The 25,564-nt window shown below is 75.1% G+C and carries 25 protein-coding genes; 14 read left to right on the top strand and 11 right to left on the bottom strand.

What is annotated here, in order from left to right; genetic code table 11:
• The first annotated feature begins 172 nt into the window (after positions 1-172).
• Together AC1050_RS04205 and AC1050_RS04200 are read left to right on the top strand one after the other, a co-directional pair.
• On the top strand, positions 173-568 hold the full coding sequence (locus tag AC1050_RS04205) for a hypothetical protein (protein WP_482386121.1): 396 nt from the start codon (positions 173-175) through the stop codon (positions 566-568).
• Between the two features lie 90 nt (positions 569-658).
• The gene (locus AC1050_RS04200; protein WP_482386120.1) at positions 659-889 is read left to right on the top strand and encodes a hypothetical protein; all 231 of its coding nucleotides are present in this window, start codon (positions 659-661) and stop codon (positions 887-889) included.
• Between the two features lie 9 nt (positions 890-898).
• Here the strand turns inward: AC1050_RS04200 and AC1050_RS04195 are convergent, their stop codons facing one another.
• On the bottom strand, positions 899-1,177 hold the full coding sequence (locus AC1050_RS04195; RefSeq protein ID WP_482386119.1) for a hypothetical protein: 279 nt from the start codon (positions 1,175-1,177) through the stop codon (positions 899-901).
• A gap of 97 nt (positions 1,178-1,274) precedes the next feature.
• Between AC1050_RS04195 and AC1050_RS04190 the strand changes: the two genes are divergently transcribed.
• Both AC1050_RS04190 and AC1050_RS04185 read left to right on the top strand, forming a co-directional pair.
• On the top strand, positions 1,275-1,751 hold the full coding sequence (locus tag AC1050_RS04190) for a GNAT family N-acetyltransferase (protein WP_482387238.1): 477 nt from the start codon (positions 1,275-1,277) through the stop codon (positions 1,749-1,751).
• Between the two features lie 118 nt (positions 1,752-1,869).
• The gene (locus AC1050_RS04185) at positions 1,870-2,196 is read left to right on the top strand and encodes a hypothetical protein (RefSeq protein ID WP_482386118.1); all 327 of its coding nucleotides are present in this window, start codon (positions 1,870-1,872) and stop codon (positions 2,194-2,196) included.
• Positions 2,197-2,282: 86 nt separating this feature from the next.
• Here the strand turns inward: AC1050_RS04185 and AC1050_RS04180 are convergent, their stop codons facing one another.
• From AC1050_RS04180 to map, 4 genes are all read right to left on the bottom strand, one after another.
• The gene (locus AC1050_RS04180; RefSeq protein ID WP_482386117.1) at positions 2,283-2,456 is read right to left on the bottom strand and encodes a CsbD family protein; all 174 of its coding nucleotides are present in this window, start codon (positions 2,454-2,456) and stop codon (positions 2,283-2,285) included.
• A gap of 99 nt (positions 2,457-2,555) precedes the next feature.
• A complete protein-coding gene (locus tag AC1050_RS04175; protein ID WP_482386116.1) occupies positions 2,556-2,942 on the bottom strand; it encodes a VOC family protein in 387 nt (128 codons plus the stop codon).
• Between the two features lie 74 nt (positions 2,943-3,016).
• Positions 3,017-3,808: a polyphosphate--glucose phosphotransferase gene (gene ppgK / locus AC1050_RS04170; protein WP_482386115.1), complete on the bottom strand. Its 792-nt coding sequence runs from the start codon at positions 3,806-3,808 to the stop codon at positions 3,017-3,019.
• Positions 3,805-4,677: a type I methionyl aminopeptidase gene (gene map, locus AC1050_RS04165; RefSeq protein ID WP_482386114.1), complete on the bottom strand. Its 873-nt coding sequence runs from the start codon at positions 4,675-4,677 to the stop codon at positions 3,805-3,807. Before map ends, ppgK begins: the two co-directional genes overlap by 4 nt.
• Before the next feature lie 71 nt (positions 4,678-4,748).
• On the opposite strand from map, the gene AC1050_RS04160 reads away from it, so the two are divergent.
• On the top strand, positions 4,749-4,922 hold the full coding sequence (locus tag AC1050_RS04160) for an SPOR domain-containing protein (RefSeq protein WP_482386113.1): 174 nt from the start codon (positions 4,749-4,751) through the stop codon (positions 4,920-4,922).
• An 18-nt stretch (positions 4,923-4,940) separates the two neighbouring features.
• Here the strand turns inward: AC1050_RS04160 and AC1050_RS04155 are convergent, their stop codons facing one another.
• The 4 genes from AC1050_RS04155 to AC1050_RS04140 form a co-directional block, all read right to left on the bottom strand.
• On the bottom strand, positions 4,941-5,651 hold the full coding sequence (locus tag AC1050_RS04155) for a M15 family metallopeptidase (RefSeq protein WP_482386112.1): 711 nt from the start codon (positions 5,649-5,651) through the stop codon (positions 4,941-4,943).
• 69 nt (positions 5,652-5,720) lie between these two features.
• Entirely contained in the window at positions 5,721-6,764 is a 1,044-nt protein-coding gene (locus AC1050_RS04150) for an endonuclease/exonuclease/phosphatase family protein (RefSeq protein ID WP_482386111.1), read from the bottom strand.
• Between the two features lie 32 nt (positions 6,765-6,796).
• On the bottom strand, positions 6,797-7,654 hold the full coding sequence (gene panB / locus AC1050_RS04145; protein ID WP_482386110.1) for a 3-methyl-2-oxobutanoate hydroxymethyltransferase: 858 nt from the start codon (positions 7,652-7,654) through the stop codon (positions 6,797-6,799).
• Complete coding sequence (locus tag AC1050_RS04140; RefSeq protein ID WP_482386109.1) at positions 7,654-9,423, bottom strand: NAD+ synthase; 1,770 nt, start codon at positions 9,421-9,423, stop codon at positions 7,654-7,656. The genes panB and AC1050_RS04140 overlap by 1 nt, the downstream gene beginning before the upstream one ends.
• Before the next feature lie 86 nt (positions 9,424-9,509).
• On the opposite strand from AC1050_RS04140, the gene AC1050_RS04135 reads away from it, so the two are divergent.
• Both AC1050_RS04135 and AC1050_RS04130 read left to right on the top strand, forming a co-directional pair.
• On the top strand, positions 9,510-10,847 hold the full coding sequence (locus AC1050_RS04135) for a glutamine synthetase family protein (RefSeq protein WP_482386108.1): 1,338 nt from the start codon (positions 9,510-9,512) through the stop codon (positions 10,845-10,847).
• A 181-nt stretch (positions 10,848-11,028) separates the two neighbouring features.
• The gene (locus AC1050_RS04130) at positions 11,029-14,118 is read left to right on the top strand and encodes a bifunctional [glutamine synthetase] adenylyltransferase/[glutamine synthetase]-adenylyl-L-tyrosine phosphorylase (protein WP_482386107.1); all 3,090 of its coding nucleotides are present in this window, start codon (positions 11,029-11,031) and stop codon (positions 14,116-14,118) included.
• Between the two features lie 154 nt (positions 14,119-14,272).
• Here AC1050_RS04130 and AC1050_RS04125 read toward each other — a convergent pair whose 3' ends face one another.
• Both AC1050_RS04125 and AC1050_RS04120 read right to left on the bottom strand, forming a co-directional pair.
• Positions 14,273-14,461: a hypothetical protein gene (locus tag AC1050_RS04125; RefSeq protein ID WP_482386106.1), complete on the bottom strand. Its 189-nt coding sequence runs from the start codon at positions 14,459-14,461 to the stop codon at positions 14,273-14,275.
• Positions 14,462-14,512: 51 nt separating this feature from the next.
• Positions 14,513-15,766, bottom strand: a complete 1,254-nt coding sequence (locus AC1050_RS04120; protein WP_482386105.1) for an AI-2E family transporter — start codon at positions 15,764-15,766, stop codon at positions 14,513-14,515.
• A 441-nt stretch (positions 15,767-16,207) separates the two neighbouring features.
• Here AC1050_RS04120 and AC1050_RS04115 point away from each other — a divergent pair, with 441 nt between their 5' ends.
• The 7 genes from AC1050_RS04115 (at position 16,208) to AC1050_RS04085 (ending at position 25,561) form a co-directional block, all read left to right on the top strand.
• Positions 16,208-17,227, top strand: a complete 1,020-nt coding sequence (locus AC1050_RS04115) for a glycoside hydrolase family 43 protein (protein ID WP_482386104.1) — start codon at positions 16,208-16,210, stop codon at positions 17,225-17,227.
• On the top strand, positions 17,224-18,561 hold the full coding sequence (locus tag AC1050_RS04110; protein ID WP_482386103.1) for an oligosaccharide MFS transporter: 1,338 nt from the start codon (positions 17,224-17,226) through the stop codon (positions 18,559-18,561). Before AC1050_RS04115 ends, AC1050_RS04110 begins: the two co-directional genes overlap by 4 nt.
• Before the next feature lie 90 nt (positions 18,562-18,651).
• The gene (locus AC1050_RS04105; protein WP_482386102.1) at positions 18,652-21,228 is read left to right on the top strand and encodes a SpoIIE family protein phosphatase; all 2,577 of its coding nucleotides are present in this window, start codon (positions 18,652-18,654) and stop codon (positions 21,226-21,228) included.
• 110 nt (positions 21,229-21,338) lie between these two features.
• Positions 21,339-22,295, top strand: coding sequence for a glycosyltransferase family 2 protein (locus AC1050_RS04100; RefSeq protein ID WP_482386101.1), 957 nt, complete (start codon positions 21,339-21,341; stop codon positions 22,293-22,295).
• Between the two features lie 150 nt (positions 22,296-22,445).
• Positions 22,446-23,849, top strand: coding sequence for a hemolysin family protein (locus AC1050_RS04095; protein ID WP_482386100.1), 1,404 nt, complete (start codon positions 22,446-22,448; stop codon positions 23,847-23,849).
• A complete protein-coding gene (locus AC1050_RS04090) occupies positions 23,846-24,865 on the top strand; it encodes a hemolysin family protein (protein WP_482386099.1) in 1,020 nt (339 codons plus the stop codon). Before AC1050_RS04095 ends, AC1050_RS04090 begins: the two co-directional genes overlap by 4 nt.
• A 132-nt stretch (positions 24,866-24,997) precedes the next feature.
• Positions 24,998-25,561, top strand: a complete 564-nt coding sequence (locus AC1050_RS04085; RefSeq protein WP_482386098.1) for a dihydrofolate reductase family protein — start codon at positions 24,998-25,000, stop codon at positions 25,559-25,561.
• The last annotated feature ends 3 nt before the right edge of the window (positions 25,562-25,564 follow it).

The raw sequence follows: 25,564 nt of genomic DNA, 5'->3' as shown, positions 1-25,564 counted from the left end.
CTCGGGGTGCGGCGGGGAGACGCTCCTGCCCCGGCGCCGTGGCAGGTGGGCCCGTATCCCGACCGGTCCGGCGGACCGGACCTGCGAGGCGCCGGGTCGACGATGGCTGCCGGGTCCGGTGGCCGTGGGACAGCCGCGGTCCGGACGTCTCCGACCGAAGAAGGTGGCACCGGTGACCGACACCGTCGCGCACGCCCCCGGGGCCCCGGCCGCCGCGGTGCTGGACGGCCACCCGCGGCACCTGCTGCTGGTCACCGGGCCGGTGGTCGCCGAACCGGTGCCGGCAGCCGGACCGGCGGCCGTGCCGGGTGGTGCCGGCGCGTCCGGCGCCCCGCCCACGACGGTCGAGCGCCCCTCGATCCCGCCCCGGGTGCGCACCGTCGCGTACGTCACGCTCCTGCTGTCGTCCTGGGCGGTCCTGCTGGTCAGCGGGCTCGCGCCGATCTGGTTGGAGACCACCGACATGCAGCGGATCCTCGCGACCTGCGGCGTCGTGTCGTCGCTGCTCGGCGCGATCGCGGGCGGCCTCGGCGTGGCGTACCGGCCCACCGCCGGCCCGAGGTCCTGACCACCACCCAGGGGTCCCCGGGGTGGAGGTGGGCCCCTAGGCTGGTGATCACGAGGTGGGGCCCCGGGCAGGACCGGCGAGGGAGCCGACATGACCAGAGCGAAGTTCAAGATGACCCGGATCGCGGTGGACGTCGCGGCGGACAGCCCCAGCGTCCACGAGCTCGCGGAGAAGCTGACGAACGACCCGGGCGCGCACTACGACGGCGCGGTGCCCGCCGACGTCGGAGCGGTCGCGCGCGGCGTGCTGTCGTGGGGCGTCCAGCGGCCGGGCGGCACCCGCCGGCACCGGGCCGCCGTCACGCTCGAGCGCATCGCCTGACCGCGGTCGTCACCCGCAGGCCCGCCGCCGCACGTCGGCGGCGGGCAGCCACACCGCGCCCGTCATCACGCGCAGGTCGGCGATCCGCACCCGCACCAGCGCCGCCGTCCACTCCATCGCGACCGTGTCCAGGCGCTCGGTCCCGGTCTCCCAGCGCAGGACCACGGTCACCGGGAGCGGGAGGTCCACGTCGTGGTGGGTGCCGGGCGGGACGGGACGCGCGTTCAGCAGCGGGACGGCGGCGCGCAGCCGGGACATGCCGCCCGGGACGGTCTGCGCGAGGTTCACGGCGGCAGTCTGCGCGCCCCCTCTGACGTCCGCCCGCCGGACCGGGTGACGGGCGGCGCCGACGTCGGTGGACGATGGTGCCGTGCAGCTCGTGCCCATGACCGACGTCCACGCCGAGGGGGTGCTCGCCGTGCTCGCGGAGGGGATCGCGACCGGCCACGCCACCTTCGAGCACGCCGTGCCCACCTGGGCGGCGTTCGACGCGAGCCACCTGCCGGACCACCGGTTCGTGGCCCTGGCCGGGGACGGCGCCGTGCTCGGCTGGGTCGCCGTGGCCCCGGTGTCCCGGCGGGCCGTGTACCGCGGCGTCGTGGAGGCGTCCCTGTACGTCGGCGCGGCCGCGCGCGGGCAGGGCGTCGGCCGCGCGCTGCTCGACGCCCTGCTGGCCTCCGCCGCGGCCGGCGGCCTGTGGACGGTGCAGTCCTCGGTGTTCCCGGAGAACACCCGCAGCCTCGCGCTGCACGAGGCCGCCGGGTTCCGGGTGGTGGGCAGGCGCGAGCGGATCGGCCGCATGCAGCACGGCCCGCTCGCCGGGCGGTGGCGGGACCTGCTGCTGCTCGAGCGCCGCCTCTGAGGCCCGCGGCGGGCGCGCACGTGGGACCGAGGTCCTGGTCGGCGGCCCGGGCGCGCGCCACGCTGGGGAGGGGGCTGGAGCCGACGGCCCCGCAGCACGTCCGACGCCCGGGGGAGAGATGACACGGCGGCGCCTGCCGCGGATCGCCGCGCTGAGCGGCGCGGAGGCCGCACGCGCCCGGCACGTCGAGGTGCACTCACCGGTCCGTGCGGGAGCCGGGGCGCTCACCTGGACGCTGACGCTGCTCGACGAGGCCGGGGCGGCGCTCGCGGAGAGCCGCACGACGTCGCCCGACTTCCCGGTGCCGCTCGGCGGCATCGCGCAGGTGCACCTGGACGTGGTCGGCCTGCATCAGGAGGGGGACTGGGCCGAGCTGCCTCCGGACGCCGCCCGGCCGGAGCCGCGGTTCCGCGCGCCCGTGCGCCCGCTGCCGCCGCCGGGCTGACCGGGCCGGCCGGCGGGCGGGCGCCCGGCACAGCACGACGCCCCGCGCCGGAAAACCGGAGCGGGGCGTCGGAGCCGTGGCGGAGGTCAGTGCTTGAAGGCGTCCTTGACCTTCTCGCCGGCGTCCTTCAGGTCCGCCTTGGACTGGTCGCCGCGACCCTCGGCCTCGAGGCGCTCGTCGTCCGTCGCGCGACCCGTGGCCTCCTTGCCCTTGCCGGTGAGCTTCTCCGCGGCGTTGGAGATCTTGTCGTCGAGTCCCATGTGTCCTCCTCGTGACGGTTTCCTGCGTCACCGTCGACGCTATGCCCGCCCCGCCGGGGCCGCATCCGGGCGGCACCCGGGCGACCGGGTGAACGCCGGTCAGGCGTCGTCCGCGGCCACCTCGGCGGGGGTGCGGCGCAGCAGGCAGAACTCGTTGCCCTCCGGGTCGGCGAGCACGTGCCACGTCACGTCGGGCCCCTGGCCGACGTCGACCGGTACGGCGCCCAGCCCGAGCAACCGGTCGAGCTCCGTCGCCTGGTCCGAGCCGTCGCGGGGCCGCAGGTCGACGTGCAGGCGGTTCTTGACCTGCTTGGCCTCCGGCACGCGGCAGAACAGCCACTCGGTCGCGGTGCCGTCGGGCGGCAGCAGAGCGATCTCGTCGACGTCCTCGTCGACGACCCGCCAGTCCAGCACCTGCGCCCACCACCGCGCGAGCGCGAGCGGGTCGCGCGCGTCCACCGTCAGCTGACTCACCACGAGGCCCATGCACCGCGACGCTAGGGGACGACCGAGGCCCCGTCCAGACGGATCCGGACGGGGCCTCGCGGCGGGCGGGGCGGTCAGTCCCCGCGGACGCCCGCGACCGGGGTGCCGGCACGCGCGGCGAGCGCGGCCGCGCCGACGATGCCCGCGGCGTTCCGCAGCTGCGCCGGGACGATCGGGGCACGCAGGTGCAGCAGCGGCAGGAACTTCTCGTGGTGCTTGCTGACGCCGCCGCCGACCACGATCAGGTCGGGCCAGAACAGGTCCTCGATCACGCCGAAGTAGCGCTGCAGCCGCTCGGCCCACTGCGGGAAGTCCAGGTCGTCGCGCTCCCGGGCCGAGTCCGCGGCGCGGGTCTCCGCGTCGTGGCCGTCGATCTCGAGGTGCCCGAGCTCGAGGTTCGGCACGAGCACGCCGTCGGCGACGATGGCGGTGCCGATGCCGGTGCCCAGCGTGCAGATGAACGTCACGCCGGACGTCGACCGCGCGGCGCCGTACAGCGTCTCGGCGTAGCCGGCGGCGTCCGCGTCGTTCACGGCGAGCACCGGGCGGCCGAGCGCGTCGCCGAGCACGTGCTCGATGTTGGTGCCGATCCAGGACCCGTCGACGTTGGCGGCGGACCGGGCGACGCCGTGCTGCACGACCGCCGGGAACGTGACGCCGATGGCGGCGTCCCCGGGCAGGTCGAACCGCTTGACCAGCTCGACCACCGTCTCGGCGACGGCGGCGGGGGTGGCGGGCTGCGGGGTCGGGATGCGGACGCGGTCGGCGAGGAACTCGCCGGTCGCCAGGTCGACGGGGGCGCCCTTGATGCCCGATCCGCCGATGTCGATGCCGAACGCCGTCGTGGTGTTCTTGTGGTGGTTCATGGGAGTGTGAGGATCTCCGCTCCGGTGTCGGTGACCAGCAGGGTGTGCTCGAACTGCGCGCTACGACGCAGGTCCGCGGTGACCACGGTCCACCCGTCGTCCCACGTCGTCCAGTCGGCGGTGCCGAGGTTGAGCATCGGCTCGATGGTGAACACCATCCCGGGCTCGATGATCCGGTCGTACTGCGGGGCCGCGTCGTAGTGCGGGATGACCAGCCCGGAGTGGAACGCCTCGCCGACGCCGTGGCCGGTGTAGTCGCGGACCACGCCGTAGCCGAACCGGGACGCGTACTTCTCGATGACCCGGCCGATCACGTTGACCTCGCGGCCGGGGCGGACCGCCTTGATGCCGCGCTCCAGGGCCTCCCGGGTGCGCTCGACCAGCAGGCGGGACTCCTCGTCGAGCTCGCCGACGCCGAACGTCGCGTTGTTGTCGCCGTGCACGCCGCCGACGTACGCGGTGATGTCGACGTTGACGAGGTCGCCGTCCTCGAGCACCGTCGAGTCGGGGATGCCGTGGCAGATCACCTCGTTGACGGACGTGCACAGCGACTTCGGGAACCCGCGGTAGCCGAGGGTCGACGGGTAGGCGCCGTGGTCGAGCAGGAACTCGTGCCCGATCCGGTCCAGCTCGTCCGTGGTGACGCCGGGGGTGACGTGCCGGCCGACCTCCGCCAACGCCTGCGCGGCGATCCGGGCCGCGACGCGGATGCGGTCGACGACGTCGGGCGCCACGACGTCGCTGCCGGTGAACGGGGTCGGCGCCGGCCGGTCGACGTACTCGGGGCGGGGGATGGCTGCGGGGACCGGCCGGCGCGGGCCGACCCTCCCCGGGACGAGCGCCGGCCTCGGCGCGTGCACGGACGTCATACCTGGCAGTCTACGAAGAGCGGGTCGCTCCACGAGGACCGGACGGCCCAGGACACCCGTGGGAGGGCACCGTGGCCGACGAGTTCTACTACAACACCGAGACCCGGCAGGTCGAGCAGGGCAAGCAGTCCACGTGGTCGCACCTGATGGGGCCGTACCCGACGCGGGAGGCCGCGCAGCACGCGCTGGAGAAGGCGCGCGCCCGCAGCGAGGCGTGGGACGAGGCCGACCGCCGCGACGCCTGACGCGCCCGGCCGGCCCGCTCACCCCGTGGGCGCCGGCTCGCCGCGGAGCCGGGCCGCGACCTCGGCGACGGCTGCCGGGTCGCCGACGATCTCGAAGTGCATCTCGTCCCCGCGGGCGAAGTCGCCGCCCCAGGCGACCACCGGCGCGACCTCGGCCAGGATCTCGCGGATCGCGGCGACCTGGTCGTCGGAGAAGGTGCCGGTCGAGCCCAGCGGGTGCTCGGTGGCGTTCAGGTCGATCGAGGTGCCGGAGGCGTGGTTGGACAGGTCGGAGTCCCCCCGCACCGTGCGGTAGCCCCAGCCCCAGGAGCTGTCCCGGTCGACCGGCTCCACCTCCGCGTCGAACCGCGCGGCGACGTGGTCGAGCACGGTGCGGACGTCGCCCGCGAGCAGGCGCCCGGTGACCCACGGGGACTGCTCGAGCGCCGGGTCGGCGCCGTCGGTGAAGGCCGGCCAGCAGTTCTGGGTCTGCGTGGCGTCGGGCTCGCACGCCGGGACCGGCGGCGCCTGCACGACCGCCTCCTCCTGCGGCGCCGGGGCGAGCAGCCGCACCACCAGGACGACCAGCAGCACGACGAGCGCGACCAGGACGGCGGCCGCGGTGCCGAGGACGACCACGCCGCGGGTCGTCAGCCGCAGCCGGGGGCCGCGCGGGTCGGGGCGGCGGGCCGGCGGTCGCGCGACGGGGTGGGCCGCGCGCGGCAGGTCGTCGGCAGGGGCGCGGCGCATGGCGACAGCGTAGGGCGCGCAGGCGCCGCACCCGCCGAACCCGCCGCTCGCGTCGCGGGTGCGGCGGCGTCAGCGGCGGGCGAGGTGCGCGACCACCGGGCGGTGGTCGCTCGACCCGACGGACGGCAGCGCCGCGAACCCCGTCACGCGCCAGGCCCGGCCGTCCACCAGCACGTGGTCGATCGGGGCGGCGAGCCAGCGCGGGACGTCCGCCGGCCAGGTGCCCAGGCCCGCGGCCCCGGTCACGGCGGCGGCGTCGACGCACGGGCCGAGGTCGTCGAGCCCGGGGTGGTCGAGCGTGGCGTTGAGGTCGCCCGCGACGATCGCCCCGGGCGTGGACCGGCAGAGCGCGGCGACGCCCTCGGCGTGCGCGCGCCAGTCGGGCATCGAGCGCCGGGCCGACGGCGCGCGGGTGTGCGCGGCGACGACCGGGCCGGGTGCGGCGGCGTCGGCCGGGACCGCGGCGAACGTGCCCAGCTCGGTGGCGGGCACCCCGGCCACCTCCTGCGCGTACGACCCCAGCTCGTCCCGGACCAGCAGCGCGACGCCGTCGACCCGGGTCCCCTCGGCGTCGGCCGCCAGGACGGTGGTCGGCCGGCCCGCGTCGGTGAGCGCGTCGGCCACCGCTCGCGCGGTGGCGGCCGACGTCTCCGCCAGCACGGTGAGGTCGGCGTCCTGGGCGAGCACCAGCCCGGTGAGGTCCTCGGGCCCGACGACGCCGAAGGTGTTGAACGACAGCACCACGAGGTCGGCGTCCTGCACCGGCCCGGGCCCGGACCCGTCCAGCCCGCGGCCGGCCAGCACGACGCCCTGCGCGCCCGCGCCGAGCACCAGCGTGCCGGCCAGCGCCAGCGGCAGCGCCCGGCCCAGCGGGCGCAGCCCGGAGCGCTGCGCGACCCGGTTCCACCCGGCGAGCGCGCCCACCAGCAGGAGGGCACCGCCGACCAGCAGCACGCCGACCAGGCCGCGCAGCGCGACCAGCTGGGCCCACGGCGTGGTCGCCGCGAGCCCGAACCGGTCGGGCGCGACCAGCAGCGCGAGCACGGCGGCGGTCGCGGCCACCGCGAGCACGGCGAGCAGCCGGCCCGGCCACCCGGGCCGGCGGTGCGCCACCGGGCCGCCGGACGCGGCGTCCGCGGGCCGGCTCAGCTGAGGAACGAGTGGTCGGCGTCGGGGAACGCCCCGCCGCGCACCTCGGCGGCGTACGCGCGCGCGGCCTCGCCGAGCAGCTGCCCGACGGGGGCGAACACCTTGGCGAACCGGGGTGACCAGTCGCCCATGCCGGCCATGTCGGTCCAGACCAGCACCTGGCCGTCGCACTCGGCGCCGGCGCCGATGCCGATGGTGGGGATGTGCAGGATCTCGGTCACGCGCGCGGCGACGGGCGCGGGCACCATCTCCAGCACGACGGCGACCGCACCCGCCTCCTGCACCGCCAGGGCGTCCTCGGCGAGCCGCTCGGCCGCCTCGTCGCCCCGGCCCTGCACGCGGTGCCCGCCGAGGGTGTTCTCGGACTGCGGGGTGAACCCGAGGTGCCCGACCACCGGGATGCCGGCGTCGGTCAGCGCGCGGACCTGGGGCGCGACGCGGACGCCGCCCTCGAACTTCACCGCGTGCGCGCCGGCCTCCTTGAGGTACCGGGTCGCGGTGGCCAGCGCCTGCGCCGGACCGGACTCGTAGGACCCGAAGGGCAGGTCCGCGACGACCAGCGCGCGCCGCGTGGCCCGCACGACGGCCCGGGTCGGCGGGATCATCTCGTCGACGGTCACCGGGATGGGCGAGGCGTGGCCGAGCATGGTGTTGCCGATGGAGTCGCCCACCAGCAGCAGGTCGATCCCCGCCTCGTCGAAGATGCGCGCGGTGACGAAGTCGTACGCGGTGAGCATCGTGAGCTTCTCGCCCCGCTGCTTGGCCTCCTCCAGGTGGTGCACCCGGACGCGACGCACGGGGGCGCCCGCCGCGGGGGCGGCGGGGGAGGCGGCCGGGGCCGGCTGCTCGGACATCAGTGCTGCTCCACTCCGGTCGGGGTCGTGCCGAGCGCGCGCTCCGTGGCCTCCGCGGACGCGGTGCTGGCCACGGGCTCGCGCCAGCGCGTGGTGATCGGCAGCCTACGGTCCCGGCCGAACGCCAGGGCCGTGACCTTGGGTCCGAGCGGGTACTGCCGGCGCTTCCACTCCGCGCGGTCGACCAGCGACAGGACCTTGTCGACGATCTCGGGGTCGAACCCGCGCGCGAGCAGCTCGGCGCGGCCCTCGGCGTGCTCGACGTAGGCGTCGAGCACCTGGTCCAGCAGGTCGTACGGCGGCAGCGAGTCCTGGTCCGTCTGACCCGGGCGCAGCTCGGCCGACGGCGGCTTGGTGATCGAGTTCTCCGGGATCGGCGGCACCAGCCCCGCGTCGACGGCGTGGTTGTTGCGCCACCGGGCCAGCGCCCAGACGCGGGACTTGTCGACGTCCTTCAGCGGGGCGTACCCGCCGACCGCGTCGCCGTAGATGGTGGAGTAGCCGACCGCGAGCTCGGTCTTGTTCCCGGTCGCCAGCACCAGGTGGCCCTCGGCGTTGGACAGCGCCATGAGGATCACGCCGCGGACGCGGGCCTGCAGGTTCTCCGCGGCGACGCCGTCCAGGGCCATCTCGCCCTCGAACGCGTCGACCATCGGCTTGATGGCCTGCACGCGGTAGTCCGCGCCGACCCGCTGCGCCAGGTCCAGGGCGTCGTCCTTGCTGTGGTCCGAGGACCAGCGTGACGGCATCGAGACGCCGACGACGTTGCTGCCGCCGATCGCGTCGGCGGCGACGGCCGCGACGAGCGCGGAGTCGATGCCGCCCGACATGCCGAGCACGACGGACCGGAAGCCGTTCTTGCGCACGTACCCGGCCAGCCCGGTGACCAGCGCGCGGTAGATCTCCTCGTCGGGGTCCAGCGGCGGGGCGAGCTCACCGCGCGCGGGCGCCGTGCCGCGGGCGGGCACGTCCCAGACCAGCAGGTGCTCGACGAACTGCGGCGCCGACGCGAGCACGGTGCCGTCCGGGCCGACGACGAACGAGCCGCCGTCGAAGACCAGGTCGTCCTGGCCGCCGACCATGTTGACGTAGGCGACGGGCGCCGCGACCTCGGCGGCGCGCCGGGCCGCCAGCTCGGTGCGGATGTGGCCCTTGCCCTCCTCGAACGGCGAGCCGTTGATGACCAGCAGCAGGTCCAGGTCGTCGTCGGACAGCTCGGCGACCGGGCCGTCCTGCCAGATGTCTTCGCAGATCAGCAGGCCCACGCGGCGTCCGGCGACGTCGACCGCGGTCGGTTCGCCGCCGGGGGCGAAGATCCGGAACTCGTCGAACACGCCGTAGTTGGGCAGGTGGTGCTTGTCGTACCGCTGCTGCGCCAGCCCGTGCCGCAGCACCACCGCCTGGTTGGTCGGCCGCGCGGGGGCGCCGTCGTGCTCGCGGCTGGTGCGCTCGCCCACGCTGCCGACGACGACCGTCAGCTCGCCGAGGCCGGCGTCGTCCAGCGCCGCCGCGAGGCCGGACAGCGCGTCCTCGGCGCCGCGGCGGAACGAGGCGCGCAGCGCGAGGTCCTCGATCGGGTAGCCGGTGACGGTCATCTCCGGGAACGCCACGAGGTCGGCGCCCGCCTCGGCGGCCCGGCGCGCCCACTCCAGGACGGCGGCGGTGTTGCCCGCGAGGTCGCCCACGCAGGTGTCGATCTGGGCGAGGGCGACCCGCAGCGGGCGGCCCTCCGGGGTGCTGGCGGCGGAGGAGCCGGGCTGGTCGGACATGGTGCCGAGCCTATTCGGGTGGAACGGGCGCGGCGAGCGGCGCGTACGGCGCCGGGCTCCTCGCACCATCAGGCAGGATGTACCGCATGGACAGGCAGCAGGAGTTCGTCCTCCGCACGGTGGAGGAGCGCGACATCCGTTTCATCCGGCTCTGGTTCACCGACGTGCTCGGGACCCTCAAGTCGGTGGCCATCGCGCCGGCGGAGCTGGAGTCCGCGTTCGCCGAGGGCATCGGCTTCGACGGCTCCTCGATCGAGGGCCTCACGCGGGTGTACGAGGCGGACATGATCGCCAAGCCCGACCCGACCACGTTCCAGGTGCTGCCCTGGCGCGGGGAGCGGCACGGCACGGCGCGGATGTTCTGCGACATCCTCACGCCCGACGGCGAGCCGTCGCTGGCCGACTCCCGCAACGTGCTCAAGCGCGCGCTGTCGCGGGCGAGCGACCAGGGGTTCACCTTCTACACGCACCCCGAGGTCGAGTTCTACCTGTTCGACGCGCCGGCCGACCCGGCGCAGCCGCTGGTGCCCGTCGACCAGGGCGGCTACTTCGACCACGTGCCGCGCGGCACCGCGCACGACTTCCGGCGCGCCGCGATCACGATGCTGGAGTCGATGGGCATCTCGGTGGAGTTCTCCCACCACGAGGCGGGCCCCGGCCAGAACGAGATCGACCTGCGGTACGCCGACGCGCTGACCACCGCGGACAACATCATGACGTTCCGCACCGTGGTCAAGGAGGTCGCGCTCGAGCAGGGCGTGTACGCCTCCTTCATGCCGAAGCCGCTGGCCGACCAGCCGGGCTCGGGCATGCACACGCACCTGTCGCTGTTCGAGGGCGACCGCAACGCCTTCCACGAGCCGGGCGCGCAGCTGGACCTGTCGAAGACCGCGCGGTCGTTCATCGCCGGCCTGCTGCGGCACGCCGCGGAGATCACCGCGGTCACCAACCAGTTCACCAACTCGTACAAGCGGCTGTGGGGCGGGTCCGAGGCCCCGTCGTACGTCTGCTGGGGGCACAACAACCGGTCCGCGCTGGTGCGGGTGCCGATGTACAAGCCCGGCAAGTCGAACTCCGCGCGCATCGAGTACCGCGCCGTGGACTCCGCCACCAACCCGTACCTCGCGTTCGCGGTGCTGCTCGCCGCCGGCCTCAAGGGCGTCGAGGAGGGCTACGAGATGCCCGAGGGCGCCGACGACGACGTCTGGGAGCTGACCGAGGCCGAGCGCCGCGCGCTGGGCATCGAGCCGCTGCCCACGTCGCTCGGGGCCGCGATCGGCGTGATGGAGAAGTCCGAGCTGGTGGCCGAGACGCTCGGCGAGCACGTCTTCGACTTCGTGCTGAAGAACAAGAAGCAGGAGTGGGAGGAGTACCGCGCGCAGGTCACGCCCTACGAGCTGCGCCGCTTCCTCCCGATGCTCTGACGCGGGCCCGCGCCCGCGCCTCCGCCTCCGCCGAGGTCGAGCGGTCCCGCCGAGGTGGAGCGCCGTCGCGCACCGTCTCGCACCGACCGCACGACCTCGGCGGTCGTGCGTCCGCCGGGCGCCGGGAGCCGGGCGTGGACCGAGCGGGCGTGCGGGGTGCGCGGGTGGGTACCGTGGCGGCGTGAGCACGTCGGTCGGTCGGGGCAGCACGCTCGCGGGTCGGCTGACCCGCGCGGGTTTCGAGGACGCCACGCGCGCGGAGCGGCTGCTCGCCGACACCGCGTTGGTCGGGCTGGTCGCGCTGGTCGCCGGCGAGGCTGCGTCGGAGGCGTCCGACCTGCCCGTGCCGCCCGCGGTCGAGGCGCTGGTGCCCGCGCTGGCCGCCACCGCCGACCCGGACCAGGCGCTGCTGTCGCTGGCCAAGATCGCGGGCTCGGTCGCCGGGGACGGGCCGCGCGGTCGCCGGCTGGCCGCCGAGCTCCACGCCGGCGGCGCAGGCCGCGACCGGCTGCTGGCGGTGCTCGGCGCGTCCGTCGCGCTGGGCGACGACCTGTGCGCCCACCCGGAGCACCTGGACGTGGTCCTGGACGACGAGCCGGGCACCGGCGTCCCGGTCGCGGTGGTCCGCGCCGAGCTGCTGGCCGCCGTGGGCGCCGACCCCGACGCCGCCGAGCCGGTCGCCACGGTGGCGGGCCCGGCGGGCGTCGACGCGATGCGCCGGGCGTACCGGCGGCGGCTGCAGCGGATCGCGGCGACGGACCTCACGTGCGGAGAGCCGCTCACCCGGCTGCCGGGCGTCGCCGCCGCGCTCGCCGACCTGGCCGCCGCCGCGCTGGAGGCGGGGCTCGCGCTGGCGCGCGCCGAGCTGGACGACCACGGCGCCGGCGTCCGGTTCGCGGTCATCGGCATGGGCAAGGCCGGCGGGCGCGAGCTGAACTACGTCAGCGACGTCGACGTGGTCTACGTGGCCGAGCCGGCCGAGGGCGCCGACGAGGCGACGGCGCTGGCCGCGGGCACCCGGCTCGCGACGGCGCTGGCCCGGGCGTGCGGCGGGCCCTCGGGGGAGCCCGCGCTGTGGCCGGTCGACGCCGCGCTGCGGCCGGAGGGCAAGGACGGCCCGCTGGTCCGCACGCTCGACTCGCACCGGTCCTACTACGAGCGCTGGGCCAAGACCTGGGAGTTCCAGGCGCTGCTCAAGGCGCGCCCGCTCGCGGGGGACCGGGCGCTCGGGCAGGCCTACGTCGAGCTGACCAACCCGATGGTGTGGCAGGCGGTGCGGCGGGAGAACTTCGTCGCGGACTCGCAGGCGATGCGCCGCCGGGTCGAGCGGCACCTGCCCACCGCGGAGGCCGACCGGCAGATCAAGCTCGGGGTCGGCGGCCTGCGGGACGTGGAGTTCACCGTCCAGCTGCTGCAGCTCGTGCACGGGCGCGCCGACCCGGAGATCCGCAGCGGCAACACCCTGACCGCGCTGGCCGCGCTGTCGGCGGGCGGGTACGTGGGACGCGAGCACGCCGGCCAACTGGCCGTCTGCTACCGGTTCCTGCGGGCGATCGAGCACCGGGTGCAGCTGTACCGGCTGCGGCGCACGCACCTGATGCCGACGGCCGAGGCGGACCTGCGCCGGCTGGCCCGGTCCGTCGGGATGCGGAGCGAGGGTGCCGAGGGCCTGCTGGAGCGCTGGCGCCAGGTGCGCCGGGACGTGCGGCGGCTGCACGAGGAGCTGTTCTACCGCCCGCTGCTGCCCGCGACCGCGCAGCTCTCGGCGGCCGAGGTGAGTCTGGCGCCGGAGTCGGCCCGCGAGCGGCTGGCGGCGATCGGCTACCGCGACCCGGCGGGCGCGGTCCGGCACATCGCGGCGCTGACCGAGGGCGTGTCCCGGCGGGCGTCGATCCAGCGGCAACTGCTGCCGGTGATGCTCGGCTGGTTCGCCGACGGGCCGGACCCGGACGGCGGGCTGCTGGCGTTCCGGCGGCTGTCCGAGGCGCTGGGCGGCACGCACTGGTACCTCAAGCTGCTCCGCGACTCGGGTACGGCTGCCGAGCGCCTGGCCCGGGCGCTGTCGACCTCGCGGTACGTCGCCGACGCGCTGGCCCGGTCCCCGGAGTCGGTGGTCTGGCTGGACGACGACGCCGAGCTCGAGCCCCGCAGCCAGGACCGCCTGGCCGCCGAGGCCGACGCGCTGCTGACCCGCGCGACCGAACCCGTGCCGGCCGTCACCGCGCTGCGCGCCCTGCGCCGCCGCGAGCTCGCGCGCACCGCCGCCGCCGACGTGCTGGGCGTCGTGACCGGCACCCGCGCATCGCGCAGCCTCACCGCGACCGCCGACGTCCTGCTGGCCGGCGCGCTGCGCGTCGCGGCGTGGGAGGAGCGGCTGGCCCGGCACCTGGACGCGGACCCGACGCTGCTCCTGGTGGTCGCGATGGGTCGGCTGGGCGGCCGGGAGATGGGGTACGCGTCCGACGCCGACGTGCTCTTCGTGCACGACCCCGTGCCCGGCGCCGACCCGGTGCTCGCCCAGGAGTTCGCCACGGGGGTGGCCACGCGGGTGCGGTCGCTGCTCGGGTCCGTCGGCCCGGAGCCGGCGCTCGAGGTCGACGCGGACCTGCGGCCGGAGGGCCGCAACGGCCCGCTCGCGCGCTCGTTCGACTCGTACGCCGAGTACTACGCGCGCTGGTCGCTGGTCTGGGAGAGCCAGGCGCTGCTCCGCGCGCGGCCGGTCGCCGGGGACCCGGCGCTCGGCGAGCGGTTCGTCGCGCTGGTCGACCCGCTGCGCTACCCGGCGGCGGGCCTCGACCCCGCCGGGGTGCGCGAGGTGCGGCGGATCAAGGCCCGGGTCGAGGCCGAGCGGCTGCCCCGTGGGGTCGACCCCACGAGGCACCTCAAGCTCGGACGCGGCGGGATCGCGGACGTCGAGTGGACGGCGCAGCTGCTGCAGCTGCAGCACGCGCACGCGGTGCCGGGGCTGCGCACCACCTCGACCCTGGACGCGCTCGCCGCGGCGACCGAGGCCGGTCTCGTGGCGGCGGACGACGCCGCCGTGCTGGTCGAGGCGTGGGACCTGGCGTCCCGGCTGCGGGACGCGCTGGTGCTGTGGACCGGCCGGACGGGCGGCGCGCACGCCGACGTGCTGCCGCACGACCGGCAGGTCGTCGCCGGGCTCGCCGCGACCGTCGGCTACCCCTCCGGCTCGGGCCAGGACCTGGAGGACGCCTGGCTGCGCGCGTCGCGCCGCGCCCGCGCGGTGGTGGAGCAGGTCTTCTACGCCTGACGCGCCGGTCGGTCGTCGCGGGTCATCCGTCGCCAGGCCGCCGTCGCCGGGCGAGAGGTCGTCACACGACGACGAGGTCGTCACGTGCACGTGACGACCTCGTCCGGTGATGACGACCTCGGGCGCGCGGGATCGCGCCCGGGCGCCGGGCCGGTCAGTCCGGGGGCTCGACCGGGTCCGGCTCGGCGGTGCTGAGCGCGCCGTCCTCCAGGTTCTCCTGCAGGTCCTGGGCCACGTCGTCCCCGCGGTCGACGCCGCCGAGCCGCTGCTCGGGCTCGGCGTCCACGGCGTCGGGGTCCTCGCCGGGGGAGTCGGGGATCCAGTCGTCGGTCGCGTCGGTCATGCGTCCTCCGTGCGGTCGGGGGCGCCGGGGCCGGCGCCGGTCCGCCCGACGCTAGGCGTGGTCGGCGGGCGGCGCGACCGGGGGCCGCAGCTCGCCCTCGCCCGGCAGGCCGGAGCCCTCGGCGCCCGGTGCCGCGCCCGCCTCGTCGCCGTTCCGGCGCCTGCCCGTGCCCTCCTCCTGCAGCAGCGCCGAGTCGACCAGCTCGTGCCGGCGCAGGTAGGTGGACATCACGGCCTGGATGGTCGCCGCGACGGGCAGGGACAGGAAGGCGCCGAGCGGGCCGAACACCGCGCCGAACGCGATGACCGACAGGAACGCCACTGCGGGGTTCAGCGCCAGCGAGCGCTCGGAGACCTTGGGTGTGAGGAACAGGTTCTCCACCTGCTGGTACGCGATGATGAACGCCAGCACGGCCAGCGCCCGCAGCGGGGAGACGGTCAGCGCCACCAGCACCGGCAGCGCACCGCCGATGTAGGTGCCGACCGTCGGGATGAACTGCGAGACCAGGCCGGTGAACACGGCCAGCGGGAGCGCGTAGGGGATCCCGAGCACCACCAGGAACAACCAGGTCGAGGCGGTCGAGATCGCCGCCAGCACGATGCGCGACGTGATGAACCCGGCGACCTTGTCCTGCGACACCTCCCACAGGCGCAGCACCTCGCGCTGCCGGTGCGGGGCGAGGTACCGGCACACCGCGGCACGGAACTTCGGGCCGGCGCTGGCCATGTAGTAGACGACCAGCAGCACCGCCGTGGCGGTGAAGACGCCGCCCAGGATCGAGGTGCCGACGCCGATCACGCCGGGCGCGATGTCGCCGACGTAGTCGCCGGCGTTGCTGAGCAGCTCGTCGGTGGCGGGCAGCGCGACGTCGAACCGCTCGTCGGCGAACTCGCGCAGGTCGGCGTAGTACCCGGGGATCGACTGCACCAGGTCGACCAGCTGGTTCACGAACAGCCCGCCGAGGAGCGTGAGCACGCCGATGCCGAGCACCAGCGACCCGAGCATCGTGATGCCGGTGGCCAGCGTCCGCTTCACGCCGTGCCGGACCAGCCACAGGATCATCGGCTCCATCGCCAGCGCGACGAACCACGAGATGATGACGATGGTGAGGACGGTGCCGAGCATCGACGCGGCCCGCCATACCAGGATGCCGGCGAACACCGCGACCACCGCCATCACCAGGGCGCGCGGCAGCCAGCGCGGCGGGACGCGGGAGTCCCGCGCACCGGGCGACCAGCGGCCCGGGGGCGGGCCGGCGGGGACCGTGCGGGAGCTGGGCTCGTCGGGGGCGACGGGGACGGGCATCGTGCGGCTCCGGTGCTGGTCGGGGGACTCGTCCGAGGGAGGGTGCGCCGGTCAGGCTACCGGCGCCCCGGCCACCGGGGGCGGCGACCGGTCCGCGTGCTCGCGCGCGGCGTCGAGTGTCCAGAAACCGACGGACAAAGCGGACATCCGGTGCGGGCTTGTGGACATTCGAGGCGTGCGGGGTGCGGAGTGCGGAGTGCGGCCCGCGCGGGGCGAGGCGGGGCGCGAGGCGCGGGCCAGGTGCGCGGCGCGAGCGGGGACGGGGCCAGGGGCGTGGGCGCGCGTGCGCGATCGGCGCGGCGCGATGCGGTCCCCATGCGGTGCTCGGGCCGGGACCTCGGTCCCCGGTCGGTCACGAGCGCTGTGTTAGCGTTAACATACAACGATGAAGATCGCCTCGCCGGGCCCCGGGCCCGCCGAGGTCTCGACGAGGAGACGACAGTGACGGACAGCGTCGGCGTCAACCCGATCGTGCTGCAGCGGGCCGATCCCTGCGTGCTGCGCCACGACGGGCAGTACTACTTCACGGGCTCGCACCCGCTGTACGACCGGGTGGTCCTGCGGCGCGCGGAGCGGCTCGAGGACCTCCAGGCGGCCGAGGAGGTGACCATCTGGGAGCGGCACGCCGACGGCCCGATGTCGCACCTCATCTGGGCGCCCGAGATCCACCGCGTCGACGGCGCCTGGTACATCTACTTCGCGGCAGCGCCGAACGACCACGGGACCGTCGACGTGCCCGGCACCGCCGAGACGTTCAACCACCGCGTGTTCGTGCTGGAGAACACCGCCGACGACCCGTTCACGGGGGAGTGGGTCGAGCGCGGCCAGGTCGACACCGGCTGGGAGTCCTTCGCCCTCGACGCGACCAGCGTGGTCGTCGACGGCGCGCAGTACCTCGTGTGGGCGCAGCAGGCGTTCGACGTCCGCGGGCACTCGAATCTCTACATCGCGCGGATGGCGAACCCGTGGACGCTCGAGACCCCCGCCGTGATGCTGACGAAGCCCGAGTACGACTGGGAGGTCAAGGGCTTCTGGGTCAACGAGGGCCCGTCGGTCCTGGTGCGCGACGGCCGGGTCTTCCTGACCTACTCGGGCGCCGCCACGGGCATCGACTACGCGATGGGCGTGCTGACCGCCGACCTCGGCAGCGACCTGCTGGACCCGGCGTCGTGGACCAAGAGCCCCGACCCGGTGTTCGTGTCCGACCCGGCCGCCGGCCAGTACGGCCCGGGGCACAACTCGTTCACCGAGCTGCCCGACGGCACCCCGGTGCTCGTCTACCACGCCCGCACCTACACGGAGATCACCGGCGACCCCCTGTGGGACCCGAACCGGCACGCCCGCGCCCAGGTGCTGCCGTTCGACCGCGACGGCAACCCGGTCTGGGGCACGCCCGTGCCCGACACCCGTCCCACCCCGACCTCGACCGAGGTCCTCACCCCCGCCGGAGACCTGCAGTGAGCACGAGCACCACCCCCGCCGAGGCACGTCCGCACGCGCTGGAGTCCCTGAAGCGCGGCGTGTTCTGGAACTACGGCGGCCTGTTCTTCTTCTACTTCGCGATCTGGCAGCTGGCGTTCACGTTCCTGCCGCTCTGGCTGAAGCGCGAGGGCATGGGCACCGGCGCCATCGGCGTCGTGAGCACGGTCTCCGCGATCACCGCCCTGGTGCTGCAGCCGGTGTACGGCTACCTGCAGGACCGGCTCGGGTTCAAGAAGCACCTGTTCGCGTTCGTCGTCGTCTGCGGCGCTTTCATGGGCCCGTTCTTCGTGTTCGTGTTCCAGCCGCTGATCGGCGTCAACGAGTACCTGGCGGCGGTCGTCGGCGGCGTGTTCCTCAGCCTGTGCCTGAACTCGGGCGTCGGCGTCGTCGAGGCGTTCAGCGAGCGGGCCAGCCGCGCGAACGGCTACGAGTACGGGCACGCCCGGCTGTTCGGGTCGCTCGCCGGCGGCACCGCGGCGCTGGTGGGCGGGTTCATCTGGGCCGCCAACCCCGACAGCATCTGGTGGGCCGGCTCGGTGTCGGCGATCGTGCTCGGCACCCTGCTGTTCCTCGCCCGCGTGCCGCGCACCAGCACCGGCGCGGACGTCGACGCCGCGGACGGCGCCGAGCCGCAGGCCGGGACGAAGATCACCAAGGCCACCATCACGGGCCTGCTGCGGGACCGGAACTTCGTGGGCTTCGTCGTGCTGATGTTCGGCACCGCCGCGCTGTACGACGTGTTCGACCAGCAGTTCCCGAACTACTTCGCCACGTTCGTCACCAGCGGCGACGCCGAGGTGCTGTTCTCCCGCGTCGTGGCCGTGCAGATCTTCGCCGAGGCGGCGTTCATGGTCGCCGCGCCGTTCATCGTCAACAAGATCGGTGCCCGCAAGGGCCTCATGGTGTTCGCGGCCGTGCTGCTGGTGCGGGTGCTCGGCTCGGCGTTCTTCACGCACGAGTGGCTGCTGATCGCCTGGCGGCTGCTCGCGGCCATCGAGATGCCGTTCCTGCTGGTCTCGGTGATGAAGTACATCACCCGCATGTTCGACGTCCGGATCTCCGCGACGGCCTACATGCTGGGCTTCAACTTCGCCAAGCAGATCGGCATCGCGATCTTCGCCTCGGTGTTCGGCCTGGCGTACGAGGGCATCGGGTTCGCCAACGCGTACGTGGTGATGGCGGTCGTGATCGTGGTGGTCACGGTGATCGCGCGGGTACTGATGGGCGACGACCGCACCCGGGTCGCGCCCGGCGAGGCGGAGACCCCCGCGCCGCCCGCGGCACCGGCCGCACCCGCAGCGGTCGGCGCCTGAGCCGACGGGCCCCGGCACCGCGGCGGCGCGGTGCCGGGGTCCGTTCCTCACCTATGCTGCCCCCAACGGCAGCGACGGAAGGGAGCACCGGTGCCCGACCGCCCCGGGACGACCCGGTCGTCCGGCGACGCCGAGCGGGCCGCAGCCGTCGAGCGGCTGCTGACCTCCGTCGGCAACCCTGCGCTCGAGCGCCTCGCCCAGCTCGCGTCCCGCCTGCTGGCGGCGCCGTCGTCGCAGGTGTCGCTGCTCAGCGACGTGCAGACCGTCGGTGCGGCCGCGGGCGTGACGGGCGCGACGGGGTCGCGGTCCCCGCTGCGGGACGCCGTGTGCACGGTGACCGCACAGCTCGGAGCGCCGCTGGTCGTGGCCGACGCGAGCGCGGACGGCCGGCTGCGGCACCTCGCCGCCGTCACCGACGGCCGGGTCCGGGCCTACCTGGGCGTGCCGCTGGTCGGCAAGGACGGGCACGTGGTGGGCGCCCTGTGCGTGTACGACGCCCAGGTGCGCGCCTGGTCCACCGACGACGTGCTGGTGCTGACCGACCTCGCGGCGTCCGCGGTCGCCGAGCTGGAGCTGTCCGCGCTGTCGGTCGAGTACGAGGCCGACCGCGTCCGCTGGCAGCTGGCGGTCACGGCGGGGGAGGTCGGCAGCTTCGACTGGGACCTCCGCACCGGCCACCTCGCCTGGGACGACCAGCTGCACGCGCTGTTCGGCGTCGAGCCGGGGCGGTTCGGCGGCACGATCGAGGCGTTCTCCGCCCACCTGCACCCCGACGACCGCGAGCGGGTGTCCGACGCGCTGGGCGAGGCGATCGCGACCTGCGGGTCGTACACGGCGGAGTACCGGGTGCTGCTGCCCGGCGGCCGCACGCGCTGGGTCAAGGCGCGCGGCATGGCGCTGCCCGGCCCCGACGGCACGGCGGCGCGCGTCCTCGGCGCCGCGTACGACACCACCGCCGAGCGCGAGGCGGACGCCCGGATCTCCCGGGTGCTCGAGACCATCACGACGGCGTTCTTCCTGCTCGACGACGACTGGCGGTTCACCTACGTCAACGCGGAGGCGGAGCGCGTCCTGGGCCGGACCCGTGCCGAGATGATCGGCGGCGTGATCTGGGACCTGTTCCCGCTGTCGGTCGGGTCGACCTTCGAGGAGCACTACCGGGGCGCCGCGGAGTCCGGGGAGGCCCGGTCGTTCGAGGCCTACTACCCGCCGCCGCTCGACGCCTGGTACGAGGTGCGCGCGTTCCCCGGGCCCGACGGCCTGTCCGTGTACTTCCACGACCTCACGGACCGGCGCCGCGCCGACGACGAGCGGCGCGCCGCCACCGAGGCCGCCGAGTCGGCCCGGAACCGGCTGGCCGTGCTCGCGACGGTGAGCGAGGACCTGAGCTCGACCCTGGACACCGAGTACGCCGTCGGCCGGCTCGCGCGGCACCTGGTCCGCGGGTTCGGGTCGTGGTGCCTCATCAGCCTGTGGGACGAGGACCGGCACCTGCGGGACATCGCCGGCTGGCACGCCGAGCCGCAGCTGCGCCCGAAGGTCGCCCGGTACGCGCAGCTGCGGCTGGGCGCGCTGTCGTCGCAGTCGTTCCTGCACCGGGCCATGCGGACGGGCGAGACCGTGGTCGTCCCCGACGCCACCGAGTCGGTGTCGGCGCTGCTCACCGGGGAGGCCCGGGACGTGTTCCGCGCCCTGGCGCCGCGCACGGGGTACGCCGTGCCGATGCGGGCCCGCGGGCGGACCGTCGGTCTCATCACCCTGTTCCTGGACGAGCGGCACGCCGACCTCGGTGACGAGGACCTGGCGCTGCTGGTCCAGGTCGCCGACCGGGCCGGCGTCGCGCTGGACAACGCGCAGCTCTACCAGGGGCAGCGCCGGATGGCCGAGACGCTGCAGCGCGCGCTGCTGTCCGCGCCGGCTCAGCAGGACGACCTGGACGTCGTCGTCCGGTACCTGCCCGCCGCGCAGGCGGCCCAGGTCGGCGGCGACTGGTACGACTCGTTCGTGCAGCCGGACGGTGCGACGGTCCTGGTGATCGGCGACGTCATGGGGCACGACCGGCACGCGGCGGCCGCCATGAGCCAGGTCCGCACGCTGCTGCGCGGCATCGCGGCCACGACGGGCGGGACGCCGGCCGAGGTGCTCCGCGGCCTGGACGGCGCGCTGGAGACGCTGCAGGTGGAGGCGATGGCCAGCGCGGTGGTGGTGCGCGTCGAGCAGTCCCCCGAGGAGCGCGCGGCGGGCGTCACCCGCCTGCGCTGGACCAACGCCGGGCACCTGCCGCCGCTGCTCGTCTCGCCGGAGGGCGTCGTACGCGAGCTGCACGGCCCGGCGCCGGAGCTCGTGCTCGGCATCACCACCGACGGCGCGCGCACGGACACCGTGGTGGAGGTGCCGCGGGGCTCGACCCTGGTGCTGTACACCGACGGCCTCGTCGAGCGCCGCGGCCAGCACCTGCAGGAGGGCGTCGACGCGCTGGCGGAGCTCGTCACGCAGCTGGTGCCGGAGGCCCAGGCGCGCGCCACGGGCCGCGTCACGCTCGACGCGACGTACCTGGCGGACGCGGTGCTCGCGCGCAGCGGGACGACCGACGAGCCCGACGACGACATCGCGCTGCTCGTCGTGCACCTGGGCCTGCAGGACGACGGCCCCGCCGACCTGCGCTGACACCCTCCCGCGCGGCGCCCGCCGGGCGTACGATCCGGGACGAACTTCGCATTCCGGGCTCGAACACGGTGGCCCGCGCGAGGCACGACGCTCCGCCGAGAGGTCCGTCCATGCCGCAGTCCAGCCCGTCCGGCGTGCCCCAGGTCAGCATCGGGGTGCCCGTGTACAACGGCGACCTCTACCTGGAGGAGGCGCTGACCGCGCTCCGCGACCAGGACCTGGCCGACGTCGAGGTGATCATCTCGGACAACGGGTCCACCGACGAGACCGCGAAGATCGCCCGCCGGTTCGCCGATGCCGACCCGCGGTTCCGGTACGTGCGGTCCGAGGTCAACCGCGGCATCCCGTGGAACTTCAACCGGGTGCTCGAGCTGGCGCGCGCGCCGCTGTTCATGTGGAACGCGGCGGACGACGTGGTCCGGCCGCAGCACCTGGTGCGCTGCCGCGACGCGCTGCTCGCCCACCCGGAGGCGGCGATCGCGTTCCCGCGGGTCACGCTGGTGGACGCGGCCGGCGAGGTCGTCGGGTACATGGACGACGAGGACCTGGACTACCTCGGCCTGGCGCCCGGCGCGCGGGTGGACCAGCTGCTGCGCAGGCAGTCGTGGCAGGCGATCGCGTGGGGCGGCGTGCTGCGCACCGACGCCCTGCGGGCCATGGGCGGGCACCCCACGTTCTTCGGCGGTGACATCGTGCTGGGCATCCGGTCGGCGCTGCGCGGCGAGTGGGTGGTGGTCCCGGAACGGCTGTTCCGGTGCCGGCGGCACGACAACCAGAACAGCAAGGCCGTCGGTGCGGACCCGATCGTGCAGGTGCGCAGCTACGACCCGGGCTTCCGCCGGCCCGTGGCGTTCCCGCAGTGGTACCTCGCGCTGCGGATGCTCACCGAGACGCTCGTCGCCCCGGTCCCCGCCCCGGACCGGGCCCGGGCGCTCGCCGCGGTGCTGCGGCGGTGGACGGTCCCGCAGTGGCGGCTGCTCGCCTACGACCTGAAGCGCAACGCGATCCACCTCACCCGGGGCACCTACCGCGGCGCCTACTCGGCGTCGTCGGGCTACTGGGTCTAGGGACCGGGACCTCGGTCCCGGATCCCGGGAACTCGGCGCGGCGGTCGCGCGTTGGGGGGATCGATCGTGTCCGGCGACCTGGAGAGAGATGGACGGCGACAGTACGAACCCCCTGTGCCCGCACGAGCGAGCGACGGGGGGTGAGAGGTGATGTGGGTGCTGTCGCTGCTGGCAGGCGTGCTCGTCGTGCTGGCGATCACGGCCGTGACCGGCTACTTCGTGGCCCAGGAGTTCGCGTACATGGCCGTGGACCGGTCGCGCCTCACCGCGCGGGCCGCCGACGGCGACGCCGGTGCCCGCCGGGCCCTGACGGTCACGCGGCGCACGTCGTTCATGCTGTCGGGCGCGCAGCTCGGCATCACGGTGACCGGCCTGCTGGTCGGGTACGTCGCGGAGCCGCTGATCGGCGGCGCGCTCGGGCAGGCCCTCGGTGGCGTCGGCGTGCCCACCGCGGTCGGTGTCGCGGTCGGCACGGTGCTCGCGCTGCTGCTGTCCACGCTCGTGCAGATGCTGTTCGGCGAGCTCTTCCCCAAGAACCTGGCGATCGCGCGCCCCGAGCCGGTCGCGGTCTGGCTGTCGACGTCCACCACGGCGTACCTGACGGTGTTCGGCTGGCTGATCCGGGTGTTCGACTCCGCGTCGAACGCGCTGCTGCGGCTGCTGCGCATCGAGCCGGTGCACGACGTGGAGCACTCGGCGACGGCGCGCGACCTCGAGCACATCGTGGCCGAGTCCGCCGAGAGCGGTGACCTGCCGCGCGAGCTGTCGATGCTGCTGGACCGGATCCTCGACTTCCCCGACCAGGACGTGGAGCACGCGATGATCCCGCGCTCGCGGGTGGACGTCGTCCGCTCCGGGGCCACGGTCGGCGAGGTCCGCGAGCTCATGAGCCGCGGCCACTCCCGGTACCCGGTGCTGACGGAGACCGACGAGGTCGTGGGCGTGGTGCACCTGCAGGACGTGCTGGCCGCGACCGACCCCGGCGCGCCGGCCGGGCTGCTCATGCGCGCGCCCACGCTGGTGCCGACCACGATGGCGCTGCCCGACGCGCTGCGCCGGCTCGCCGCGGGCCGGGACCAGCTCGCGTGCGTGCTGGACGAGTACGGCGGCTTCGCGGGCGTCCTCACGTTCGAGGACCTCGCGGAGGAGCTGGTCGGGGAGATCACCGACGAGCACGACACCGGCGTGCACGCCCCGACCCTGGCGCTGGACGACGGCGCCTGGACCATGGCCGGGGACGTGCACGTCGACGAGGTGGAGCGCGCCGTCGGGCGCGACCTGCCGGCCGGCGACTGGGAGACCATCGGCGGCCTGGTCATCGCCGCGCACGGCGCGCTGCCCGACCCGGGCACCAGCGTCGTCGTGCTGCTGCCGGACGACCCCGGCGAGCTCGCGCACGCGGGCGAGCCGGACCCGGTCTGGATGCGGGTCGACGTGCTGGAGATCGAGCGGCACGTCCCGGCGCTGGTGCGCGTCACCGTGCCCGCCGACCCGCCACCGACCGACGACGAGCGCGCCGACGCCGTCCGGCGCGACCAGGAGGAGAACCGATGAGCCCCCTCGTGGTCGTCGTCGTGACCGTGGCGCTGATCGCGCTGAGCGCGTTCTTCGTCGCCGTGGAGTTCGCCGCGCTCGCGGCCAAGCGGTACCGCCTGGAGGAGGAGGCGCCGCGCAGCCGGTCCGCACGCGCCGCGCTGCGCAGCTCCACCGAGCTGACCGTCCTGCTGGCCGGGTCGCAGCTCGGCATCACCGCCTGCACGCTCGCGCTCGGCGCGGTCACCAAGCCGGCCGTGCACCACTGGCTCACGCCGCTGTTCGAGGGCTGGGGCGTCGCGCTCTGGCTCGCGGACGTCGCGGGCTTCGTGCTCGCGCTGGTCATCGTGACGTTCCTGCACCTGGTGGTCGGCGAGATGGCGCCGAAGTCCTGGGCCATCGCGCACCCGGAGACGTCGGCGATCCTGCTGGCGACGCCGATGCGCGCGTTCATGTGGCTGACCCGGCCGCTGCTGCGGGTGCTGAACGAGGCCGCCAACTGGTGCCTGCGCAAGGTCGGCGTCGAGCCGGCCGAGCAGGTGGCGACGGGCCAGAACCCCGACGACCTGCGGCACCTCGTCGAGCACTCCGCGAACGTCGGCGCGCTCGACGCCGGCTACTCGGCGCAGCTGACCGGCGCGCTGGAGCTGCAGGACCTCACGGTGCGGGACCTGGCCTCGGCCGGGGCGCCCAGCGCGGTGCGCGCGGACGCGACGATGGCCGACGTCCGCGAGGTCACCCGCACGTCCGGGCACCTGCGGGTGCTGGTCGGCGACCCCGGCCGGCTGACCGGCGTCGTGCACGTGCGCGACACCCTCGCGCACGCGGACGCCGCGCCGGTCGGGCCGCTGGTGCGGCCGGTGCTCCGGCTCGCCGCCGGCACGCCGGTCTCCGCCGCGCTGGCCCAGATGCGCGAGGGCCGCCAGCACCTGGCCCTGGTGCACGAGGACGGCCGCACCCTGGGCGTCGTGACGCTGGCGGACGTGCTGGAGCGCCTCTTCCCGCTGACGACGCAGGGCAGCACGGCCCGCGTCTGACGCCGACGCGCGGGCCGGGTCGACGACCCGGCCCGCGCCGCCGGAGCCGCTGCCGGGCCTTCCGCGCACCGGCCCCGTGCCCCTAGGGTCGGTCGCGCGGCGCCGGTGTCGGGGCCCGGAGGGGGAGCGACCATGGGCCGGCTGATCTACTCGATGATCACCTCGCTCGACGGCTACGCGTCGGGGCCGGACGGCAGCATCGACTGGGGCGGCGCGGACGCCGAGCTGCACACCTTCATCGCGGAGCGGATGCGCGACGTCGGGACGTACCTGTACGGCCGGCGGATCCACGAGCTGATGTCGTACTGGGAGACGGCCCTCGACGCGCCCGACGCGCCGCCGTCCGCCCAGGAGTTCGCCCGGGTCTGGCAGTCGGCGGACAAGGTCGTCTACTCCCGGACGCTCGCCGACGTGACCACCGCGCGCACGACGCTCGAGCGGGACTTCGACCCGGCCGAGGTCCGGCGCCGGGTCGACGCCCTGGACCACGACGTGACGATCGAGGGGCCGACGCTCGCGGCGGTGGCGCTGCGGGCCGGGATCGTCGACGAGGTGCAGCCCTACGTCGCCCCGGTCGCCCTCGGCGGCGGGCAGCCGTTCTACCCCCCGGACCTGCGCCTGGACCTCGAGCTGCTCGACGAGCACCGGTTCGGCAGCGGCACGGTCTGGCTCCGCTACGGCGTCGCGCGGGGCTGAGAC

Source organism: Cellulomonas sp. NEAU-ZC6, assembly GCF_056844425.1.
This window is presented reverse-complemented; position numbering and strand designations above follow the sequence as displayed.

Excerpts from the sequence above, each read along its gene's own strand:
- panB (WP_482386110.1), bottom strand. The coding sequence starts at position 7,654 with ATGTCCGAGCAGCCGGCCCCGGCCGCCTCCCCCGCCGCCCCCGCGGCG.
- AC1050_RS04185 (WP_482386118.1), top strand. The coding sequence starts at position 1,870 with ATGACACGGCGGCGCCTGCCGCGGATCGCCGCGCTGAGCGGCGCGGAG.
- AC1050_RS04155 (WP_482386112.1), bottom strand. The coding sequence starts at position 5,651 with ATGCGCCGCGCCCCTGCCGACGACCTGCCGCGCGCGGCCCACCCCGTC.
- AC1050_RS04175 (WP_482386116.1), bottom strand. The coding sequence starts at position 2,942 with ATGGGCCTCGTGGTGAGTCAGCTGACGGTGGACGCGCGCGACCCGCTC.
- ppgK (WP_482386115.1), bottom strand. The coding sequence starts at position 3,808 with ATGAACCACCACAAGAACACCACGACGGCGTTCGGCATCGACATCGGC.
- AC1050_RS04085 (WP_482386098.1), top strand. The coding sequence starts at position 24,998 with ATGGGCCGGCTGATCTACTCGATGATCACCTCGCTCGACGGCTACGCG.
- AC1050_RS04140 (WP_482386109.1), bottom strand. The coding sequence starts at position 9,423 with ATGTCCGACCAGCCCGGCTCCTCCGCCGCCAGCACCCCGGAGGGCCGC.
- AC1050_RS04100 (WP_482386101.1), top strand. The coding sequence starts at position 21,339 with ATGCCGCAGTCCAGCCCGTCCGGCGTGCCCCAGGTCAGCATCGGGGTG.
- AC1050_RS04180 (WP_482386117.1), bottom strand. The coding sequence starts at position 2,456 with ATGGGACTCGACGACAAGATCTCCAACGCCGCGGAGAAGCTCACCGGC.
- AC1050_RS04190 (WP_482387238.1), top strand. The coding sequence starts at position 1,275 with ATGACCGACGTCCACGCCGAGGGGGTGCTCGCCGTGCTCGCGGAGGGG.
- map (WP_482386114.1), bottom strand. The coding sequence starts at position 4,677 with ATGACGTCCGTGCACGCGCCGAGGCCGGCGCTCGTCCCGGGGAGGGTC.
- AC1050_RS04125 (WP_482386106.1), bottom strand. The coding sequence starts at position 14,461 with ATGACCGACGCGACCGACGACTGGATCCCCGACTCCCCCGGCGAGGAC.
- AC1050_RS04200 (WP_482386120.1), top strand. The coding sequence starts at position 659 with ATGACCAGAGCGAAGTTCAAGATGACCCGGATCGCGGTGGACGTCGCG.
- AC1050_RS04090 (WP_482386099.1), top strand. The coding sequence starts at position 23,846 with ATGAGCCCCCTCGTGGTCGTCGTCGTGACCGTGGCGCTGATCGCGCTG.
- AC1050_RS04120 (WP_482386105.1), bottom strand. The coding sequence starts at position 15,766 with ATGCCCGTCCCCGTCGCCCCCGACGAGCCCAGCTCCCGCACGGTCCCC.
- AC1050_RS04095 (WP_482386100.1), top strand. The coding sequence starts at position 22,446 with ATGTGGGTGCTGTCGCTGCTGGCAGGCGTGCTCGTCGTGCTGGCGATC.
- AC1050_RS04135 (WP_482386108.1), top strand. The coding sequence starts at position 9,510 with ATGGACAGGCAGCAGGAGTTCGTCCTCCGCACGGTGGAGGAGCGCGAC.